Raw genomic sequence first — 19673 nt, forward strand, 5'->3', positions numbered from 1 at the left:
CAACCCACACACAGTGAGCCAGCATCAAAGCGACTTTGGAATCCACCAGCGATTGTTTTCCTGCCCGCCACACAAACCAGAGAACATCATCTCGCTCTCCAGCGGGGCGTTGTCGGTCTCGCTGACTCGATATAAGTTACACACACCCCACACACAACACAAACCCGCAGCACAATCCAGGTTTTTATGTGTCTTTAAAAGCTCGCTTTGGGTTCATATAGCCACCCAGATACGCCACCTGCAGTGCAGCACCGATCAGCGATAGTGCTCCCGCGACTACAAGGAGGTAGACGGCTTCACCGTCCGTGAAGCTTTCCGCTTCCGCCGCTTGTGAGATAGGAATGGCCATCAACATCGCCGGAAATAACCCAATCTCACTGCGCCGCGCCTTCATGGCGGTGCCCAGTACTGCGCAGGCGAACCCACCCGCCGCCCCGACCACTACCGCGGCCCAGCTCAAATCCGAGGCGACACCAACAACAACGGCGTAGAACAGCACCGACACAATTGAAGCCGCGAGCGATGCCCCCAGCCAGCGCCGACGAGGCACCCCGTAGCTGGCGCCCGCGTCCGGGCCGGCGATTCCCGAGCCATACATGCAATACACGCCGTACCAAACCAACAGCGGCAAAGCCCCGATCCACTCTCTGAGCGGCTCAGAACCAATGAAGCTTGCCAGGTACAGCGTCACGCAATGCGCCACCGCGATACCCAACGCCCACAGCAGCTGTGGTTTCCACACCAGTTCCGCGAGGAAGCCGCGCGATCCTAACCGCGACCGAACGCGCTCGCGCGGCCCGGGCACCTCGCCGGTGACGTAGCGCTGACCCATGGTCAGGCCCATCGCGACAGCCCCCAACGCACCCGCCACTCCGACCCAATCAGGCCGAAGCGCCAGGGCAACTCCCACGCCCACGATCACCGCCGGCACTATGGCCATCGCGGTCAGCCGCAGCCTCGAACCGCGGGGCATGCCGTATGCCGCATAGGTGGTGTCCTCAGTCGAAAGCGCGCCGACGACAACCAGCGTCACAAGCGACGGCGCGAGCACAGCGTTCAGCGTTTGGTCGGTGTTGGCCGCGCCAAGGGCGAACATCACCCCCACCGGGACCATCCAGAACAGCCTGCTCAATGGCCGCGCTGTGAACTGGTGGCGGAAGAATCCGAACAGGGTCGTGTTCATCAGTACACCTCCAGGTAGTGCTCGATGAGGTCGTCGAATCGCGCGGGGCGGGCATGGCGCGTTGCGTCGTCGATAGGCAAAAGCTCGCCGCCGGCCACCGCGAAGGCGTCGGCGTCCTCAGGGGCGCATTGCTTAGCGACGGTCCCCTCACGCCCCAGCACCACCGCCGTATCCAGCACCTTCGCCGCGTCCTCGATGTGGTGGGTGGCCATAACGATGGTGCGGCCCGTGCCGGCCTGCGCGAGCAGGTGGCGGTAGAACACGTCGGTGTTGTGAGTGTCGAGGCCGACGTACGGCTCGTCGAGAAGCAAAAGGTCGGTGCCGGCGGCCAGGCCGATGACGATGGCCACCATCGCGCGCTGGCCGCGCGAAAGCTTCCCGTAACGGGTTTCCAGGGCCTGATCCATGGCGAAATCGGCGGTCAGGGCGTCGGCAAGCTGCTGGTCCCAGGGCCGGTAGCGAAGGCGGGCGCCTTTGATCACGTCTGCGCCGGACCAGCTGCCCGGGTACGCCGTGTCCACGCCGGTCAGGCATGTGCGGTCCATGACACGGGCATTGTCGAAGGGGCGCTGACCAAACACCTCGACGGTGCCCGAGGTCGGTTTGAGTTGGCCGGCGATGATGCGTAGCAGGGTGGATTTGCCCACGCCGTTGCGGCCGAGCAGGCCGTGGATACCGGGGCCCAGGTCCAGGTCGACGCCGTTGAGGACGTTTTGGGTGCCGAACGCGCGGGTTAGCTGGCTGGTGTGGATGGTCATTGGTACATGCCTCTACTTTCTGCGACGCGGTCGATGAGGTCGTGGAGGTCGGAGCGGGTATAGCCCAGGTGCAGGGCTTCGTCGATGAGGGGGGCGATGAATGCGCCGGCGAAGTCGTCGCGGCGCTTGGCCAAAATGCGCTCGCGGGCGCCTTCGGTGACGAACATGCCGAGGCCGCGGCGCTTTTCCAGCACGTGATCGTCGGCAAGCAGTGCGAGCCCCTTGCGTGCCGTCGCCGGGTTGATCTCGTGGAATTGGGCGAGCTGGTTTGTCGACGGCGCTTGCTCGCCGGGCTTCAGGGAGCCGTCGACAATGAGGTCGGCGACGAAGTTGGCGATCTGCACGAAGAGCGGCTCGGCATCCGTGTTCATGCGCTCCCCTTTGGTTGATCGGTTAGTTACTCGAGTAACTAACTAACTATCACCGCAAGCCCAGAGACGCAACAGTTTCGCAGCAAACCGTGACGTTGCCGACGTGGAACGACTGAGGATTTTCAGGCAAGATGGTGCGTGTAAATCAACTTAGGAACGAATAAGAATCGGAATTTAGGAGCCATGCTTGAACGCACACTGGTGTTCGTCGACACGTCATACCTGCTTGCGAGCTTTTACAACTCGTGGGAAATCGGCGCACGCGCACAGTTAGAAATTGATTTGCCGGAGGTTGTGGCGACCCTCGGCAAAATGATCACGACCCAACTCAACCAACCCATCCACCGCCAATTCTGGTACGACGGCATCCCCGACTCCGGCCCGCACCGCTACCAGCGCGCCCTGCGCACCTGCGACGGCGTGCAACTGCGCACCGGCCAACTCATCGAATGGGGTGAGCGCCGCACCCAGAAGGGCGTGGACACCCGCCTCGTTGCCGACCTCGTGGTTAACGGCATGAGCGAAAAATTCACCGACTTCGTGCTGGTCTCCGGCGACGCGGACATGATCCCCGGCGTCGAAGAAGTGACCAGCCGCGGCGCTCGCATGCACCTCTACGGCTTCGGCTGGGACTCCATGTCCTCCGCCCTGCGGCACGCGTGCGACAGCACCACCATCCTCGACCCGCGCGAGGACTTCGCAGAGGCCATGCGCCTCCAGGTCCTCGAGGGTCCACTACCGCCGAGCATCAGGGAGCGCCCGCTTAGCGACGCGGCTCCGCTCGACGAAGCCGACGGCCCCACCGCCGTCCCCGGGTTGGGACCCGACCCGCTCCGGCCAGACGCGGAGGAGACCACCGTCGGCGACGCGAAAGCCGCGAACGACGCCGCCCAGACACCTGCTTCGGAGCCAGCTGCCTCCGAAGCGGCAGAGAAGCCCGACGTCGTCGGCACACCTACCGCGCAGCAGCGGACCCACCAGCCGGAATCCCCGGAGCTGGATGAGCCGTCCGAGGCCCAGGTCGAAGCGAACAACGAATCCAACAAGCCGGGCAACCACAACGTTTCGAGCGAGCAGAAGCGTCCTGACGCGCCTTCCCCGGCGTCTCTCGCTGGCAGTACCTCGGACGCGCCGAAACCCGGTCCGAAGCCTGCGCCCAAGCCGTCCATGATGGCGCCGCGCCGAAAGCTTCGCTCGCGCTACGTGCCACTGCCCGAGGAGGTGTGGACCTCTGCCGGATTCCAAACCCCCTACGACGTGGGCCAACAGTACGCCACCTGGTGGTTTGAAAACGCCGCATCCAGCGAGCAGCGCGATAGTGCCCATCTCCTCTCCGGCGGCGGACTGCCCCCGGAGATCGACCGGCCGCTTTTGCAGTTTGCCTGCGAAACGTTGCACGAGTACACCCTGACCGAGACGCAGCGCGTCAACCTCCGCGACGGGTTCCACTCTGGAATCCGCGGCGTGCTCATCAACATCCGGCGGGGCCAGTAGCCCAGCGCCACCCCCGGCCCTGAGCTGGGCCGTCTGTGAGCCGACTGCGAAGGTGCGGTTAGTCCTCGTCCTTCACGTACTTTTCTGCGTCGGCGAGGATGTCGTCGGCACCGGCCTCAAGCTGGCGGTCAGCGTCGGCCTCGGCACCGCCGCCGGCCTCGAGCTCGCCAGCCATGGATGCGCGGATCTGGTCCAGGCGGCTGGCGGCAGCCACGTCGGAGGTGCCGGACTCGATCTCGGCCATGCGGTCCGTCATGGAGTCCTTCATCAACTCCTGCTGGCCCAGCGCGTTGGCGTAGCGGCGCTCGATCTTGTCGCGCACTCCGTCAAGGGTGGGCACGTCGCGGTCATTGAACTGGTTCATGGAATCCATGGTCGCGGCCGTCTGCTCCTGCATCCGTGCCTGGTTGAGCTGGGACTCCAGCTGTGACACCTGAGCGAGCTGGTCTTTCAAGTGCGCCTCGGACTGCTGCTGCTTCGCCTGCGCTTCCTTGGCGGCGTGCTCTGCTGCGGCGTAGGCCTGCTTCGTCTGCTCCAGCTCCTGTTCCACGGCGACGAGCTGCGTCGCAATTGCCTCCGCGGCACCGTTGAACTGCTGCGCCTTCTCAGCATCGCCGGCGGCGGACGCTTTGTCGGCGGCCTGGATCGCAGTGCGGGCCTTGGTCTGTAAGTCCTCCTGGGACTTGATCAAGCGCTCCATCTTCATCTGCAACTGGTTCCGGTTGCCGATAATGTTCGCGGCATGCTCGGTGACAGCCTTGTGTTGCTCTTTCGCCGCGTCTACTGCCTGCTGAATTTGCACCTTCGGGTCCGCGTTCTGGTCGATCTTAGAGTCGAACGACTGCATTAGGTACTTCCAGCCCTTGCTAAACGGGTTTGCCATGGGGGTTGTCCTTCCGTGAGGCGGCTTCGTCGTAAGGCGAGTGTACGCATGAAAAAAGCGCCCGTCCGGCGGGCGCTTGGGGCGGAAGCCTACTGTTCGGAGGCGTTCTGCTCCGCAATCTGGCGGCGGACGTCGTCCATGTCCAAGCCCTTGACCTGCTGGATCAAGTCGTCGAACGCAGCGGGCGGCAAGGCACCTGCGTTGCGGAAGACCATGATGCCGTCGCGGAAAGCCATGAGGGTCGGGATGGCCTGGATCTCCAGCGCGGAGGCGAGCTGCTGGTGCGCCTCGGTGTCGAGCTTGGCAAACACGACATCGTCGTGCTTTTCAGACGCCTTCTCGTAGGTCGGCGCGAACTGCTTGCACGGGCCACACCATTCCGCCCATGCGTCGACGAACACAATGCCGTCCTGGGTAACGGTCTGCTCGAACGTGTCCTCGGTTACATCGATGGTGCTCACGGTACGCTCCTTAAAGCTTTTGGTTATTGTTTAAGAAATTGCAACGGCTACAACCCTAACAATCTCCGCGCTATTCCAAGCCGGGGAAAATCGCAGAAGAGCCAGACCAGGAGGCGTGCAGCAGCCATGACGAAGACGTACCGGATCTCGGGCCCGAAGGACGAAGTCGCGGTCGATTCGCTCAAAGACGAACTGTCGGTGGTGAAAGGAACGCACGAGATCGACTTGGACCTGGATAAGGGCCAGCTCACCGTTGTCGGTTTCACCTTCGCTGATGAGGACATCGTGCAGGCGGCGAAAAACGCCGGCTACACGTTGGAGGTTTAGCGCCTACCATCGGCCGTGGATCCAATTCCCGACACAGGAAGGACAGAACCATGGCACAACGTGAGTTCGACGTCGAAGGTATGACCTCCGGCCATTGCGAGATGAGCGTGCAGGAGGAGATCTCCGAGGTTGCAGGCGTGACGTCGGTGAACGCGGACCACACCACTGGCAAGGTCACGGTGGAAGGCGACGGCTACTCCACCGAGGACATCGAAGCCGCGGTGAAGGAAGCGGGTTACACGCTCGCCTAAGTCGGGCCTATGGTGAGGGTATGACCCAAACCCCCACAGCATTGCAACACATTGAGTTGGGCGTGACGGGGATGACGTGTTCGTCGTGCTCGTCGCGTGTGCAACGCAAATTAAACAAGCTCGACGGTGTGGACGCTTCCGTGAACTTTTCCACGGAGACGGCGGCCGTGGACTTCGATGCGTCCACCACTACCCCGCAGATGCTTATCGACGAAGTGCGCAAGGCGGGGTACGACGCATTTGCGATGAGCGACGGCTCGGGTGGATTGGGGGATGAGGGGGACACCGGAGGGGCGTCGTCAAGCGACAAGCTCGAAGACGCGAGGCTTGCAGAAGCCGAGGACCTCAAGCGCACCACCATTTGGTCCGCGTTGGTGTCGCTGCCGGTGATGCTGGTGAGCATGATCCCGTCTCTGCAGTTCACCAACTGGCAGTGGGCGGCGTTTGCGGCGGCGACGCTGGTGTATTTCGCGGCGGGCAGCGTCTTCCACCGCGCGACGTGGGTGAACCTCAAACACGGCGCGATGACGATGGACACGCTGATCACCCTCGGCACGACGGCCGCGTACTTGTGGTCGGTCTGGGCCCTGTTCTTCGGCAACGCGGGCGAGCCAGGAATGACCATGGAGATGTCTATCCTCCCCTCGCACGCGGGGATGGACGAGATCTATCTCGAGTCCGTCTGCGTGGTGATCACCTTCCTGCTGCTCGGACGCTGGTTTGAAACGCGCGCCAAGGGGCAGTCCTCCGAAGCGCTGCGGGAGCTGCTGGACATGGGTGCCAAGGACGCTGCCGTCATCCGCGACGGTAGGGAGGTTCGCGTGCCCATCGCTCAGGTGGCAGTGGGCGACCAGTTCATCGTTCGCCCGGGGGAGAAGGTGGCTACGGATGGGCGCGTGGTGTCCGGGCACTCTGCGGTGGATGAGTCCATGCTCACCGGCGAGTCGGTGCCGGTTGAGGTGCAGGAGGGCTCCGCCGTCACCGGCGCGACGTTGAACACCTCCGGCCGCTTGGTAGTGGAGGCCACCCGGGTCGGTTCCGAAACCACCCTGGCCCAGATGGGCAAGCTCGTGCGTGACGCGCAGGCCGGCAAGGCGCCGGTCGAACGTCTGGTGGACCGGATCTCCCAGGTGTTCGTGCCCGCAGTTGTGGTAATCGCGCTGGTGACGTTGGTCGGACACCTGCTCGTGGGGCACGGCACGGCGCACGCGTTCACCGCCGCGGTGGCGGTGCTGATCATTGCCTGCCCTTGCGCGCTCGGCCTGGCCACCCCCACCGCCATCCTGGTGGGCACCGGCCGCGGCGCACAGCTGGGGCTGTTGATCAAGGGCCCGGAGGTGCTCGAATCCACCCGCCAGGTGGACACGGTGGTCATGGATAAAACCGGCACGATCACCTCCGGCCAGATGGGTGTGTCCGATGTGGTTGCCGCCCCTGGGGTCGAAGCGGACGAGGTGCTGCGCCTGGCCGCTGGCGTGGAATCTGGCTCCGAGCACCCGATCGCGCGCGCGATCGTGGGCGCCGCGGAGGACGTGCCGGAGTTTGAGAATTTCCAGAACGAGGTGGGCCAGGGTGCGTCTGCGCTTATCGACGGCCGTTCCGTCCGCGTGGGCCGCCCCACCGTCGATCTGGCCGGGCTGCGTGACGCGTTTGAAAAGGCCCAGCGCGCGGGTAGCACCCCCGTCGCGGTGGAGGTCGACGGTGCACTGGCTGGCCTGGTGGCGGTGCGCGACACGGTAAAGGAAGACTCCGCCGAGGCGGTGGCGCAGCTGCGCGAGTTGGGGCTGACCCCGCACCTGCTCACCGGCGACAACCAGGGCGCAGCCGAGGCCGTGGCGGCGGAAGTGGGCATCGACCCCGCGAACGTGACCGCCGGTGTCCTGCCCGAGGACAAGGTCGACGTAGTCAAGCGCTTGCAGGAGCAGGGCAAGCACGTGGCGATGGTCGGCGACGGAGTCAATGACGCCGCCGCGCTCGCCCAGGCCGACCTGGGCTTGGCCATGGGCGGCGGCACCGACGTGGCCATCGAGGCCGCCGACATCACCCTGATGCGCAACTCACTGACCTCCGCCGCCGATGCAATCCGGCTGTCGCGCAAGACCTTGAAAACCATCAAGGGCAACTTGTTCTGGGCCTTCGCCTACAACGCGATTCTCATTCCGGTTGCGGCGTTGGGGTTTATGAACCCGATGCTGGCCGGCATCGCCATGGCGTTCAGCTCGGTGTTCGTGGTGTCCAACTCGCTTCGCCTGCGCGCATTTAAATCCATCGCGGGGTAGGCACCAGCCTACAATCCCCGGCATGACCTCCCCTGAACAACAGGCACGCCCCCTATCGCGCCCCTTATCGCGTACAGAGCGCCTCGATAGGCTTCCCGTCACCGAGAAGCACAAGCGGCTGCTCGTCGGATCCGGCATCGGCTGGGCGCTAGACGCAATGGACATCGGGCTGGTGTCCTTCATCGTCGCCGCGCTCGCAGTGCAGTGGGACCTGGATAAATCGACTACCGGGTGGATCGCGTCGGTGGGCTTCGTGGGCATGGCCATCGGGGCCAGTCTCGGAGGGCTGCTCGCGGACAAAATCGGCCGCCGCCAAGTATTTGCGGCGACGCTGCTGCTGTACGGCCTCGCTACCGGTGCGTCGGCCCTGGCGTGGTCGGTGGCGTCACTGATGGTGTTCCGCTTCCTGGTGGGCCTGGGCTTAGGCGCCGAGCTGCCGGTTGCGTCCACCCTGGTCAGCGAGTTTTCTCCGCGCAATGTACGCGGCCGGATGGTGGTGCTGCTGGAGGCGTTCTGGGCAGTGGGCTGGATCATGGCCGCCGTGATCGGCACCTTTGTTGTCGCCCAAAGCGACAGCGGCTGGCGCTGGGGCTTCGCCCTCGGCGCGGTGCCCGCCCTCTACGCCATCTACGTGCGCATGGGCCTGCCGGAGTCCGTCCGCTTCCTGGAAGCCAAAGGCCGGCACGACGAGGCCGAAAATATCGTGCGCTCCTTCGAGGCGGAAGCTGATCCGGCCGGGTTCGACGCAGGGGTCGACGCAGGGTTCGACACCACCCAGCCGCCCCGCGATGACACTGTCCACGGCGGCATTTGGGGTCCCGACCTACGCCGCCGCACCGTCGCTTTTTGGACGATCTGGTTCTGCGTGTCCCTGTCCTACTACGGCGCGTTCATCTGGATCCCGTCACTGTTGGTGGAGCAAGGTTTCTCACTCGTTCGCTCGTTCACCTTCACGCTGATCATCACCCTCGCACAGCTGCCTGGCTACTTCGCCGCCGCCTGGCTCATCGAGGTCTGGGGCCGACGCATCACGCTTGCGGCCTTCCTCGCGGGTTCGGCCGTCGCTGCTTTCGCTTACGGTATGGCCAGCGCGGAGTGGCAGATCATTGCGGCCGGCTGCCTGCTGAGCTTTTTCAACCTGGGCGCATGGGGCGCGCTCTACGCCATCGGCCCGGAGCTCTACCCCACCTCAATCCGCGCTACCGGCACGGGCGCGGGCGCGGCATTCGGCCGTATCGGTTCTATTCTCGCGCCGCTCACCGTCCCGCCAGTGTTGGCGTTCGGCGGCTCGACGGCGGTGTTCGGGGTCTTCGCGGCCGCGTTCGCGTTGGCCTGCCTGGCCGCGTTTACGCTGCCCGAGCAGCGGGGCGTGGCGATTGCGTGAAGGCGGAACGTGACGTCGTTAAGCAAACAAGCGCGACAAGCGCGCCCGCAAGGAGTTGTCGGCTGTTGCTTTCTCTATCTCCTCGATACTGCGCGGGAGGTTGAGCAGGAGCGTGTCCTTGCCAGTCTTCGCCACGGTGATGCTCGGGTCCAGCTTGGCCACCGTTGCGGCGCACGCGGCAGGGCCGTTGATTGAACGCACGGTCATGGCTGTCTCCTTTGTTCGCGGACTGTGGCTTTGGATCTTAAACGCGTTCACGCAGCGTGTCACCGTTGGAAAGGCATGCCTAACTCTGCGAAGGGCATGCAAACCGTGCTCCGCCCCCGGGGAGCACCCGCACTAGCCGTGCGCCATGTTGACGAAGCGGGAGTAGTGCAGCTGGTGGGCCACCGGGATGGTGTCGATCGGGCCGCCGCGGTGCTTCGCCACGATGATGTCGGCCTCGCCGGCGCGCTCGTCGTCGCGGTCCTGTGAGTCCGGGCGGTAGAGCAAAAACACCATGTCGGCGTCCTGCTCCAGCGAGCCGGATTCGCGCAGGTCTGCCAGCTGCGGCCGCTTGTCCGTACGGGCCTCCGGGCCACGGTTGAGCTGCGAGATGGCGATGACGGGGACCTCGAGCTCCTTGGCAAGCAGCTTGAGGTGGCGGGAAAATTCCGAGACCTCCTGCTGGCGGGATTCCACCTTCTTACCGGAGCTCATCAGCTGCAGGTAATCCACCACCACCAAGTCCAGGCCGTGCTGCTGTTTGAGGCGGCGGGCCTTCGAGCGGATTTCCATCATGGTGAGGTTGGGGGAATCGTCGATAAACAGCGGCGCGTCCTGGATCTCGGTGAGGCGCTGGGTGAGTTTTTCCCAGTCCCGTTCCTCCATCTGCCCGGAGCGCATGGACGACAGTTTGATCTCCGTCTCCGCCGAGAGCATGCGCATGATGATCTCGGAGGCGCTCATCTCCAGCGAGAAGATGACGGACGTCTTGCCCTGGTGGATGGAGCAGGAACGCATGAAGTCCAATGCCAGGGTGGACTTACCCACGCCGGGACGGGCCGCGATGATGACCATCTGGCCGGCGTGCAAGCCGTTAGTCAGCTTGTCCAAGTCGATGAAGCCGGTGGGCACACCCGCCTCGAGCGCGCCGCCGGAGGCGATCATGGTCAGCTCGTCGATGGTGGGTTTGAGCAGGTCAGAGAGGGGCCGGTAGTCCTCTCCCGACTGATTGCGGGTGATGGCGAAGACTTTCTGCTGGGCATGGTCGACGATCGCGTCAACCTCCATGCCCTCCTCACCTTCGTAGCCGAGCTGCACCACCTGTGTTCCGGCGTTAACCAGCTGGCGCAGGATGGACTTCTCCTCCACGATCTCCGCGTAGTAGCGCGCATTTGCCGCGGTGGGGACCTCGGAGATCAGGGTGTGCAGGTAGGGGGCACCGCCGATGCGCTCGAGCGCGTTGATGCGGTCGAGGCGTCCGGCGACGATAAGCACGTCGACGTTGCTGCCCTGGGCGAACAGGTCCAACACGGCCTGGTAGATCAGCTGGTGCGCGGGGAAGTAGAAGTCGTCCGGGCGCAGGCCCTCCGCCACGTCCAAGATGACGTCCGGGTTGAGCAGCATCGCGCCGATAACGGACCTCTCGGCGAGCTCGTCGTGGGGTGGGGTGCGGTACTCCTGCAGCTCGTTGTTGCCGCGGTTGAAGTTGGAGTACTTGTTGCCTCCCCCGTTGGAGTTGCGACGAGTGGATCCCCCGTTGTTGTCCCGGAAAGCATCGAAGTCCGAGTCGCTGAAGTCCCCGTAGTCCGTGGCCGGCTCCGGCGGCGGTACGTAATCCTCGAAGCTGTCGTTTGCGCCCATGTGCTCCCCTTTCGCTGTGTGTATGACACTACCCCGCAATGCAAACCGCACACCGAGTTATCCACAGGGCGTGTGGACAATTGGGGAATGTGCGGGTGAGTTTTCCACAGGGGTGGTGTTTGCGGTGTGGAATTCGTGTGGATTCACCTTTCCCAAGCCCAGGAAACCCCTCTATTTCACGTGCTCAACCTGTATATTTTCACGTTTAGCGCGAGTGACGTTAATGGTGGATAACTCCGCTGACCACAGGGTTTGACAACGGCGTTTTGTTCACTCGAGTGGACAATTTCCGCCTTACGCAGGATGTATGTCTCAACATTTATCCACACTCCCAAAAGCACTGTGTCAGGGTGCGTTCAGGTGACTTCTGTACGGTTGCTCGCATGTCCCCTCGCACAATGCTCTGGTCCTCCCTCGCATTCGCGCTGGCCTTACCGAGCGCGTCCCTCGCCGGAGTGCAGCTCGCGGGCGACAGGCTCGATTTCGCCGCGACCCGCCTCGTTGCCGTCGGAGTCGCGGTATTGACCGCCGCCGGCGCTATCGGCTGGGCGACGGCCTACACCCGCGCGGCCCGGCACCACCGACGCACCACCACGGCGGTGTGGATCGCCACCGCTTGCCTTGCCTTGGGTTTCGGCTCCATCGCCCTGTCCTCCTGGGAGGAGTACCAAGCGGGGACGTCACTGCCCATCATCAACCTGTTCCTGCTGCTAATCCCCATCGGCTTGCTTACCCTGCTCGGAGCCGCCGTGGCGCAGACATCACGCGCGCGAGGCGAACGCCAGCGGTAGCACCTCCACGCCGAAGCGCTCGGCGATGTCGGCTGCGGCGACGGTGGCAGACCACCCGGAGTCGACTTCCCCGGCTAGCAGCAGTACCGGGCCAGCGTCCACGCTCACTCCTGTGTAGTCGAAGTAGCGGTCTAGCGCGTTGACGCGGAACGCGGAGTTACGCGCCTCCACCTCGGCTCCGCCGGCCTGCACCACGCCGCCGAAGGCCATCTGCCCGACCCGCGCCAACGCTTGCGCGGTGGAAGCGACCATCTCGGTACGCCCCGGGTCCGCCGACCCGAGCGCTACCACCGCGGCGGGGCGGGTGTCCCAGTCCCAGTCCGCCAGCACCGCCACGCAGCGGGTGAGCCACTGGTCGTCGCGCCAATTGTCCGCGGGGCGGTAGGCGCTGTCGCGCAACAGGGCGGCCAGCGCCGGCCCGCGGGCGACGTCGTTGAGCCGGCCCAGCGCCTTGCCTCCCAGCACGCCTTTGATCTTGCCCCGGCGGGCCGAGCCGGTAGGCCACATTTTGCGCTGGCTCAGCGGAACGCCAGGGGCCTTCAGGCGTGCGTCGATGCGCTCCGCCAACGCCTGGTCCACTTCCACGGACAGGTGGTTGCCGGTGCAGTTGTCGCAGCGCCCGCAGCGCTCCCCGTCCCCAATCGTGGGATCATCCAGCTCACGGCGCAAAAACACCATGCGGCAGGTTTCCGTGGCCTCGTAGGCCAACATGAGGTCTTGCTCGTGCCCGCGGGCGTCCGCCAGGCCGTCGTAACGCTCGTGGTCGTAGCCCCAGGGCTCGCCGGTGCTCACCCAGCCGCCTTTGACGCGGCGCACCGCACCATCGACGCCCAGGACCTTCAGCGCCTGTTCAATGCGCGTGCGAGACAGGTCCACCGCGTTTTCTAACTTCGGGGTGGACACCGGCTCCTCCCCCAGCGCGCCCAGAAGCTGCTGCACCACAGGCTCCTCCGGCATTGATACCGAGGCAAAGTAGTCCCACACGCGCTCATCCTCCGGACCAGGCAGGAGTACCACTTCGGCGTGGTCGGTGGCGCGCCCGGCGCGGCCGACCTGCTGGTAGTAGCTCACCGGTGACGACGGCGCACCGAGGTGCACGACGAACCCCAGATCGGGCTTGTCAAAGCCCATGCCGAGCGCGGAGGTGGCCACCAGGGCCTTCAGCTCGTTGCGGATCAGCACCTGCTCGAGGCGTTCCCGCTCCTCCGCCTCCGTGCGGCCGGTGTAGGCAGCCACGTTCCACCCGGCGGCCTCCAGCGCTTCGGCCAGGTCGTGCGCTGCAGCCACGGTGAGGCAGTAGATGATGCCGGAGCCTTCCACTTGCGACAGGTACTGGGCGATCCAGGCGGCGCGCTGCGTCGGGTCTTTGAGCTGCACGACGTTCAGCGACAGGGACTCTCGGTCCAGCCCACCGCGCAGCACACCGGTGCCCTCCCCCAGCTGTGCGACCACGTCCGCCACCACGCGGTCGTTCGCTGTTGCGGTGGTGGCGAGGACGGGGGTGTGCGGCCGGAGGTCGTCGATAAGCAGGGCAATGCGGCGGTAATCCGGCCTGAAATCGTGCCCCCAGTCGGAGATGCAGTGCGCCTCATCCACCACGAGCATGCCGACGGATTGCGCCAGCTGCGGCAGCACGTCCTCGCGGAAGTCCGGCGCGTTGAGGCGCTCGGGGCTGATCAGCAACAAGTCCAGTTCGCCGCTGTGTGCCTGGATCTCCTCCCACTGCGTCATGTTCGCCGAGTTGATCGTGGCGGCGCGGATCCCGGCGCGGGCGGCCGCCTCAACTTGGTTGCGCATGAGCGCGAGCAGCGGCGAGACGATGATCGACGGCCCCTCCCCCGCCTCGCGCAGCAGCTTTGCGGCGATGAAGTACACCGCCGATTTCCCCCACCCAGTGCGCTGCACCACGAGCATGCGTTTGCACTGGTTGACCAGGGAATCGATCGCTGTCCACTGGTCGTCACGCAGGGCTGCGTTAGGGCCTGCAATGCCCCGGAGGAGTTCGTCCGCGTGTTCGCGTGTCGCTGTCATGGCGCACACCGTATATCACCACCCCGACACGGACGTTCGAACGCTACTCCAGCTCCCCTTCCGCCCAGTCCGCCATGTACTCCGCGATCCCGTGCGGATCCTCCAAAAAGACGCGCATCGCCCGAAACGCGAGGGTGTCCTCCACCATCAGGCGGCGCTCCATGCCGTGCTCGCTGATCTCTATTATCTCCGCGCCCGGGACCCCCAGCCCGGCAGTCAGGGAGGCCACCCGATCAACCTGGCCGAGGAGTTACGGGGCAAACTCCTCCAGCTCGTCGCCCGCAGTGTCGGGCCGGCCTGGGTGGGCATAAACCGCTTAAGCGGCAAAGCGCAGTGCCTGTGGCTGATCACCCCGTCTACGCCGACAAGGACGGCAAATCGCCCAACATGGCGCTTCTCGCGGCGACCAGCAGGACCCTGGGCGGGTTTTTGGACCACGACCCGAACTTCACCCACCGGTTCAGCCGCAGCCCCTTCTACACGGGCGAGAACCCGGATCGCTATATCTGGTACCGGCAGCGTCACCGTATTGACCGGTTGTCCGACTTCATCAGTAAGGTGCGCGAGGTAGCCGACGAGCCCCAGCACGTCTCGCCCGCCAGGAGTTCTCCAGTGGCTGTGAGCTCATCGAGACGGTCAAGGCACGCCGCGAGCAGGCCCAGGCGTTTCGCGCGATCGCCGACGAGATCGAAGTCGAGATGGGCGAGGAGACTGACCGCTACAACCCGGATCTCATCGACGGGGTGCTGGTGCGCTGGATCAACCCGGGACGCGCCGCCCGCGACGAGACAGCCTTTCGCCACGCCCTGAAGACCGCCCACCGCCTGCGCGCGGCGGGGGAGCGGATGACCGATGCCGCAATCATCGACGCCTACGAGCGCGCCTACAACATCGCCCAGCGCGAAGGCGCCGACGGCAGGGCACAGGAGATGCCCCCGATGCGGGACCGCCAGACCATGGCCCGCCGGGTGCGCGGCTACGTCACCCAGGGCAAGACCGACTCCTACAGCACACCGACCGCCCGCTACGCCACCACAAGCCAACGCAAGGCCCTAGCCACCATGGGCCGCAGAGGCGGCCAAAAAGCCGCACAGCGATGGTCGGATCGGGAAAGTGACTATGCGAAGGGCGCACTAGCCGAACTTAAAACCGCCAATATGAAGCGAAGCTTTAGTACAGACGAAAACAAGGGCCGTGTTCTCGCTTACGTGTCTTCACGCAAGCGGGAAGGTTATGACCCCGCGAGCGTAGAGGTAGCAAACGAATTGGGCCTCTCAGTGAGGAGAGTCAATGAGCTACGGAAAGAACTAGGCATCTCTCGAAAGCGAGGGCGGCCCGCTAAGAAGTAATTTAAATAGCGGAGCCGTAAGCAATATACGGTTCCCCTGTCCCTGGGCAGTGTGATGCTGTTTTCTTTCTCGGTGAGACAGTAACGGGTTATAGGGGTGTTGCCGGAAACTTCTTCTAAGCGATTGGGTGAGATGCTCGACATGCCCCCAATTCCGTAATACGATAATTGCATGCCTGTTAATATTACCGAGAAGCAGCTGAACGCCTGGGTTGCCGAGGCGGAGGATGGCTATGACGTCGATGCGCTGAAGAAGCGCGGGCGGGGGCGTCCGGGTCGTGGTGCTGAAGCTTCCCAGGTGGTTACGGTTCGTCTCACCCCGGAGGAGTTGGAGTCACTCGACAGGATCGCCGCTGAAAAGCATCTGTCGCGTTCAGAGATGATGCGTCAGGCGATCACCGCTATTACTGCGGCATGAGGGTGGCGGCATCTGCCACCAAGCACGGCATCAGTGAGGAAGACGGTATCCATGCCGCTTCATTTCCGACATGGGTTGCACCCCTTGACGATGATCCTGCGCAATGGCGTGAACTGCGCCTCGGGTTCGACACCCACGCCCGACTTTTGGAAACTGTCGTGGTTGTCGCCTCCGACGGGGACGAATTACTGATTCACGCAATGAAGGCGCGGTTGAAATACGTCGATCTCCTTAGGTAACCGCTCGGTGAGTCGGCGGTTGCCTAAGGAGCGCCCTTAGAGGTCAGTCGTCACCCGGCAGAACAAGCCGCTTTTCGCGGAACCGCGACCGCTGGCGGATTTCGACTCCGGGCGTGGTGGCGCTGGATATGGTGGGACGGTGACTACTCCTGCCCCCCCCCAGCGTCTCGACCGCTCCGAAATGCGGCACAACCTCGACAAGTTCAAGCTGCACTGGCGCGAACGCCTAGATAGCTGGACTGAGGCCCACCAAGGGGCGATCGAGAAGAAGTACGCCCAGTCCTTCTGGGCGGACTTCCTCGCCTGCTTCGGTGTGAGCGCCGCGCGCATGGACCTCTTTGAGCAGGACGCGCGCCGCGCCTCGACGGGTAATACCGGCTACATCGACCTGTTCTGGCCCTCCGTGGTGATTGGCGAAGCGAAGAAACCGGGTGTCGACCTCCAGCTCGCGGTCGATCAGGCTCGCGATTACCTCCAGGGCGGGTCCGTCTCCGCGACGGAGCAACCCCGCTACATCATCGCCTCCGACTTCGAGACCTTCCGTCTGATCCGTTTGGGTGCCCCGGAGCAGCGCTTCGACGTCACCTTCCCCCTCGGGGAGGTGACCGATCATGTGGACGAGCTGAAATTTCTCGCCGGGTACGACGAGTCCATGACCCGCAAGGAGGAGCAGGCCGCCTCCATTAAGGCGTCAAAGATCATGGCGAACCTGTTCACCGCAATGGCAGGCGACGACGTGGATGAGAACGTGGCCGACGCCGCACCCATGCTTTAGTGAATAATTCAGCCTAGAGGGAAAGCTGGCCGAAAGCTGAAGGTGATTTCCTCTCGCCAAGATAGACGAAAGGAAAATATGAAGTTCACTACTTTGCGGATTAGCAATTTTCAATGCTTCGGACCTGCGCCCACCATCCTTAATCTCACCGATATGACCTATGTTCTGGGGCCAAACGGCGCAGGGAAAACAGCGGTCCTCGAGGCGCTATCGCGCATGTTTAGCCCGGTTGCGGCTCAGCGAACGGTTCGTATCAGTGATTTTCATGTCCCTGTGGACCGCAGTCTGACCGAGCTCCAGGAGGAGGAACCAGTCCTCTGGATTGAAGTCGACATTGAGTTCCCAGAGATAGATTCTGAGGGTTACCACGCATCCATTCCGCCCAACTTCCACCACATGATGATTGAGAGTGTTGCTGGGGTGCCGAAAGTGCGTGTGAGACTAACAGCCAAGCTGGCTTTAGACGGGGTTGTCGAAGAAAGGATCGAGTATGTACGTCAGATAGATGAATCGGGGGAACCGACAGTTTGTGCCGACATGTCCCGTTACGACCGGGGATACATTGAAGTGCACTATCTTCCGGCAGGGCGTGACCCCAGCGAACATATCGCCTACACGGCTACATCTTTAATTGGTCGAACTCTGCGAGCAGCGGATTGGTCGCAAGAACGCACGACTCTTTCTGACCTTTCTGAACAGCTCACCAATGCTCTTACCTCTAACAGTGCGGTATCGAGTGGAACCGAAACCAGCTGTGTAGGCGTGCTCGGAACGGATACCCATATCGTGCAGAGACTTCAAAGTCATGACGGTGAATGTCATTTCGAGACGCAGGGAGATACAAAACGGTAGTGGGGACACCGATTGGTACCGGTAGACACCACACTACCGAGACGCCACCGGCATGGCGCCACTCTCAGCGAAAACCTCGGTAGCCAGGACTAATGAAAAATCAAGCATACGCTAACCGCCACTAGCGTATAGCAGCATATGCAGGCATAGGCTATGTGGTGTTAGCACCCGGTAACAGTACGAGGCCTCTTTGTGCCAACTAAGGAAAGGAGTGGGGAAGACGCTCAGCGCTATGTGTGAAAGGAAGTCGGCTTGCGTCTTCCCCAAATCGAAGACCCCCATAAGTCTTCGACCATGGATCGGAGGACATCACCCTCCGTCCACGAAGGGTAACACCATTGTCGGAAGCACGTGGGCGTGAAAATGCAAGCGCGGTGCCGCCACGAGGATTTGTGTAAGCGGCTTAAAGGTCTTTGCTCAATTTTGTGTGTGGGTTGGCTTGTTAGAAACGCTCTTGCTTGTTCCTAATTATGGGGGAACTTTGCTTAAACTGTCTCAGGTTTTGTTTCGCCTGTATGGATAGCTCGAACCAACTTGGCCACCTCAGCTATCTTCGTAAGCTTTTTCTGTTTGCTAACGTCGGGTTTCCTTCTGGGGTCGGGTGATCTGAAGGGATGCCCCCTATGAAGGGGGGTAATTTTTAAAATATTGCAGTTGTACTGCAACTTACGTGCGAAGGCGTTGTGGTCGGGCTGTCATCCGAGTGGTTCCCTTCGTTTTGGATAAGGATTTATATCCTGAAGTCTAAAGTTGTTGCGGCGGCAGCATTTTCAGGGTTCGTGGATTCCGCATACACGGTCATGCATACTTACCAGAGGATCAAGAACTAGTGTCGAGAAGCAATGTAGACAGGGTCAAAACCCGCAGGTTTCGCAGAACAACGGTGGTATCCGTGGGGATTCTGGCAGTTTTTCCGTTGTCCGGATGCGGAGTTTTTGCCGGTTGGGACGAGATGGCTGAGACGCAACCTTCGGGCAACACAGCTATTTCACTTTCAGAATCCGGTGACATCTCCGTACACATGATCGCCTGCGACATCGCCGTTGAATCCGTGGAGCTTCAGATACTCACTGATAAAGCCGGCGCACCGCCTCTGGGCGAGCAAGTCAGTCTCGACACTCCGCAAAGCGGCTATGTCGTCGTGACACTTCCCCACTCATCGGAACACGAACCGCCGGTACTCAATTCCATTATGAATGATCCACAGCGGAAGTTTTGGGTTCGGCCCCTAACCTACAAGGGAAAAACTAATGAGCTGCGCTTCGTGCCGCCACTGAACGGCCTGACACTGGAAACCCTGGACAATCATCCACGCGGATCTCTACTCGTCCAAAACTACATTCCCGGAACACACGGGCCGGAAACCTTAGACGAAGTGTCGCTAGATGACTTCAAGCATGGTCCCGCCAGTAGCCGACCATCCGATTGCCATATCGATTAGCGCTCCGCTTGCAACCGGCAATCCGAAAAAGACCTCATTACAGTAAGCAACAACCCACTCGCCCAGTACGAGCAGGCCCACGGTGAACTGACCAAGTAAACCGCACAGTAAAAGTGAGGGTGGCACCCCACCGGAGCGCCTCCCTCACTTTTGCAAGGGGTACCTGCCGCTTGTAGATATACAAGCCCATACGGCGCAGCTTCACCGCTGCCTCCCCCTAAACCCACGTGCTTCCGAGAGCTATGCCGCCACCCCCGCGAGCGAAGGGCAAGGTCTTCCGATCCAGGTGATGGTTCACAAAATCCTTCACTGCAAAGCCTGCCGTTTAGAGACCCCGTAGCGGCAGTGCGGTGATACTGCCGCTACGAGGTGAGCTACCGCGATCTGGAGGAAATGATGACCGAGCGGGGCGTGCTGTTTAGAAGATCGAAATGGAAGCGGTGTGGTGAGTTTGTGGTAGCGCTTGAGTGGGGATCCGGTAGCGGGTCCCTGCTCAGGCGCTTTGTGTGTTACTGGTTAGCTTCCAGTCTCATGTTTGGTCC

Annotated in this window: 22 protein-coding genes; 13 read left to right on the forward strand and 9 right to left on the reverse strand. The window is 62.7% G+C overall.

Going from position 1 to position 19673, the window contains the following annotated elements:
- Nucleotides 1-184: 184 nt before the first annotated feature.
- From HMA55_RS11095 to HMA55_RS11105, 3 genes are read right to left on the reverse strand one after another with little or no spacing between them, the layout of a single operon-like run.
- Nucleotides 185-1183, reverse strand: a complete 999-nt coding sequence (locus HMA55_RS11095; RefSeq protein WP_181193104.1) for a hypothetical protein — start codon at nt 1181-1183, stop codon at nt 185-187.
- Nucleotides 1183-1941, reverse strand: coding sequence for an ATP-binding cassette domain-containing protein (locus tag HMA55_RS11100; protein WP_181193105.1), 759 nt, complete (start codon nt 1939-1941; stop codon nt 1183-1185). The genes HMA55_RS11095 and HMA55_RS11100 overlap by 1 nt, the downstream gene beginning before the upstream one ends.
- Nucleotides 1938-2312: a GntR family transcriptional regulator gene (locus tag HMA55_RS11105; protein ID WP_181193106.1), complete on the reverse strand. Its 375-nt coding sequence runs from the start codon at nt 2310-2312 to the stop codon at nt 1938-1940. Before HMA55_RS11105 ends, HMA55_RS11100 begins: the two co-directional genes overlap by 4 nt.
- A 183-nt stretch (nt 2313-2495) precedes the next feature.
- Here HMA55_RS11105 and HMA55_RS11110 point away from each other — a divergent pair, with 183 nt between their 5' ends.
- Nucleotides 2496-3806: an NYN domain-containing protein gene (locus tag HMA55_RS11110; protein WP_181193107.1), complete on the forward strand. Its 1311-nt coding sequence runs from the start codon at nt 2496-2498 to the stop codon at nt 3804-3806.
- A gap of 58 nt (nt 3807-3864) precedes the next feature.
- Here HMA55_RS11110 and HMA55_RS11115 read toward each other — a convergent pair whose 3' ends face one another.
- On the reverse strand, nt 3865-4689 hold the full coding sequence (locus HMA55_RS11115) for a PspA/IM30 family protein (RefSeq protein ID WP_181193108.1): 825 nt from the start codon (nt 4687-4689) through the stop codon (nt 3865-3867).
- A gap of 89 nt (nt 4690-4778) precedes the next feature.
- Nucleotides 4779-5150, reverse strand: a complete 372-nt coding sequence (gene trxA / locus HMA55_RS11120) for a thioredoxin (protein WP_181193109.1) — start codon at nt 5148-5150, stop codon at nt 4779-4781.
- A 126-nt stretch (nt 5151-5276) separates the two neighbouring features.
- Between trxA and HMA55_RS11125 the strand changes: the two genes are divergently transcribed.
- The 4 genes from HMA55_RS11125 to HMA55_RS11140 are packed head-to-tail and all read left to right on the forward strand — an operon-like array spanning nt 5277 to nt 9391.
- Complete coding sequence (locus HMA55_RS11125) at nt 5277-5477, forward strand: transporter (RefSeq protein WP_181193110.1); 201 nt, start codon at nt 5277-5279, stop codon at nt 5475-5477.
- A gap of 50 nt (nt 5478-5527) precedes the next feature.
- Entirely contained in the window at nt 5528-5728 is a 201-nt protein-coding gene (locus HMA55_RS11130; RefSeq protein ID WP_181193111.1) for a heavy-metal-associated domain-containing protein, read from the forward strand.
- 20 nt (nt 5729-5748) lie between these two features.
- The gene (locus HMA55_RS11135) at nt 5749-8007 is read left to right on the forward strand and encodes a heavy metal translocating P-type ATPase (protein WP_181193112.1); all 2259 of its coding nucleotides are present in this window, start codon (nt 5749-5751) and stop codon (nt 8005-8007) included.
- A 22-nt stretch (nt 8008-8029) separates the two neighbouring features.
- Nucleotides 8030-9391 (forward strand): MFS transporter, encoded by a 1362-nt coding sequence (locus tag HMA55_RS11140; protein WP_181193113.1) that lies wholly within the window; start codon nt 8030-8032, stop codon nt 9389-9391.
- Nucleotides 9392-9409: 18 nt separating this feature from the next.
- On the opposite strand, the gene HMA55_RS11145 is transcribed toward HMA55_RS11140, so the two are convergent.
- Together HMA55_RS11145 and dnaB are read right to left on the reverse strand one after the other, a co-directional pair.
- A complete protein-coding gene (locus tag HMA55_RS11145) occupies nt 9410-9598 on the reverse strand; it encodes a hypothetical protein (protein WP_181193114.1) in 189 nt (62 codons plus the stop codon).
- A gap of 132 nt (nt 9599-9730) precedes the next feature.
- Complete coding sequence (gene dnaB, locus HMA55_RS11150; RefSeq protein WP_181193115.1) at nt 9731-11236, reverse strand: replicative DNA helicase; 1506 nt, start codon at nt 11234-11236, stop codon at nt 9731-9733.
- A gap of 383 nt (nt 11237-11619) precedes the next feature.
- On the opposite strand from dnaB, the gene HMA55_RS11155 reads away from it, so the two are divergent.
- Nucleotides 11620-12027 carry a hypothetical protein gene (locus HMA55_RS11155; RefSeq protein WP_181193116.1) on the forward strand — a complete coding sequence of 136 codons (408 nt, stop codon included), beginning with the start codon at nt 11620-11622 and terminating at the stop codon, nt 12025-12027.
- Here the strand turns inward: HMA55_RS11155 and HMA55_RS11160 are convergent.
- Together HMA55_RS11160 and HMA55_RS11380 are read right to left on the reverse strand one after the other, a co-directional pair.
- Nucleotides 11998-14058, reverse strand: a complete 2061-nt coding sequence (locus HMA55_RS11160) for a RecQ family ATP-dependent DNA helicase (protein WP_181193117.1) — start codon at nt 14056-14058, stop codon at nt 11998-12000. The genes HMA55_RS11155 and HMA55_RS11160 overlap by 30 nt on opposite strands.
- A gap of 43 nt (nt 14059-14101) precedes the next feature.
- Nucleotides 14102-14287 carry a hypothetical protein gene (locus HMA55_RS11380; protein WP_235961985.1) on the reverse strand — a complete coding sequence of 62 codons (186 nt, stop codon included), beginning with the start codon at nt 14285-14287 and terminating at the stop codon, nt 14102-14104.
- Between the two features lie 158 nt (nt 14288-14445).
- On the opposite strand from HMA55_RS11380, the gene HMA55_RS11385 reads away from it, so the two are divergent.
- From HMA55_RS11385 to HMA55_RS11190, 7 genes are all read left to right on the forward strand, one after another.
- Nucleotides 14446-14868 carry a replication initiation protein gene (locus tag HMA55_RS11385; protein WP_235961991.1) on the forward strand — a complete coding sequence of 141 codons (423 nt, stop codon included), beginning with the start codon at nt 14446-14448 and terminating at the stop codon, nt 14866-14868.
- Nucleotides 14757-15407 (forward strand): hypothetical protein, encoded by a 651-nt coding sequence (locus HMA55_RS11390; RefSeq protein ID WP_235961987.1) that lies wholly within the window; start codon nt 14757-14759, stop codon nt 15405-15407. The genes HMA55_RS11385 and HMA55_RS11390 overlap by 112 nt, the downstream gene beginning before the upstream one ends.
- Before the next feature lie 171 nt (nt 15408-15578).
- A complete protein-coding gene (locus tag HMA55_RS11170; RefSeq protein ID WP_181193118.1) occupies nt 15579-15824 on the forward strand; it encodes a ribbon-helix-helix domain-containing protein in 246 nt (81 codons plus the stop codon).
- On the forward strand, nt 15821-16063 hold the full coding sequence (locus HMA55_RS11175; protein ID WP_181193119.1) for a toxin: 243 nt from the start codon (nt 15821-15823) through the stop codon (nt 16061-16063). The genes HMA55_RS11170 and HMA55_RS11175 overlap by 4 nt, the downstream gene beginning before the upstream one ends.
- A gap of 139 nt (nt 16064-16202) precedes the next feature.
- Nucleotides 16203-16838 (forward strand): type IIL restriction-modification enzyme MmeI, encoded by a 636-nt coding sequence (locus HMA55_RS11180; RefSeq protein WP_181193120.1) that lies wholly within the window; start codon nt 16203-16205, stop codon nt 16836-16838.
- Between the two features lie 78 nt (nt 16839-16916).
- A complete protein-coding gene (locus HMA55_RS11185) occupies nt 16917-17690 on the forward strand; it encodes an AAA family ATPase (RefSeq protein ID WP_235961989.1) in 774 nt (257 codons plus the stop codon).
- Nucleotides 17691-18582: 892 nt separating this feature from the next.
- Entirely contained in the window at nt 18583-19131 is a 549-nt protein-coding gene (locus tag HMA55_RS11190; protein ID WP_181193121.1) for a hypothetical protein, read from the forward strand.
- Nucleotides 19132-19673: the final 542 nt, after the last annotated feature.

Source organism: Corynebacterium wankanglinii (assembly GCF_013601005.1).
Taxonomy (GTDB): domain Bacteria; phylum Actinomycetota; class Actinomycetes; order Mycobacteriales; family Mycobacteriaceae; genus Corynebacterium; species Corynebacterium wankanglinii.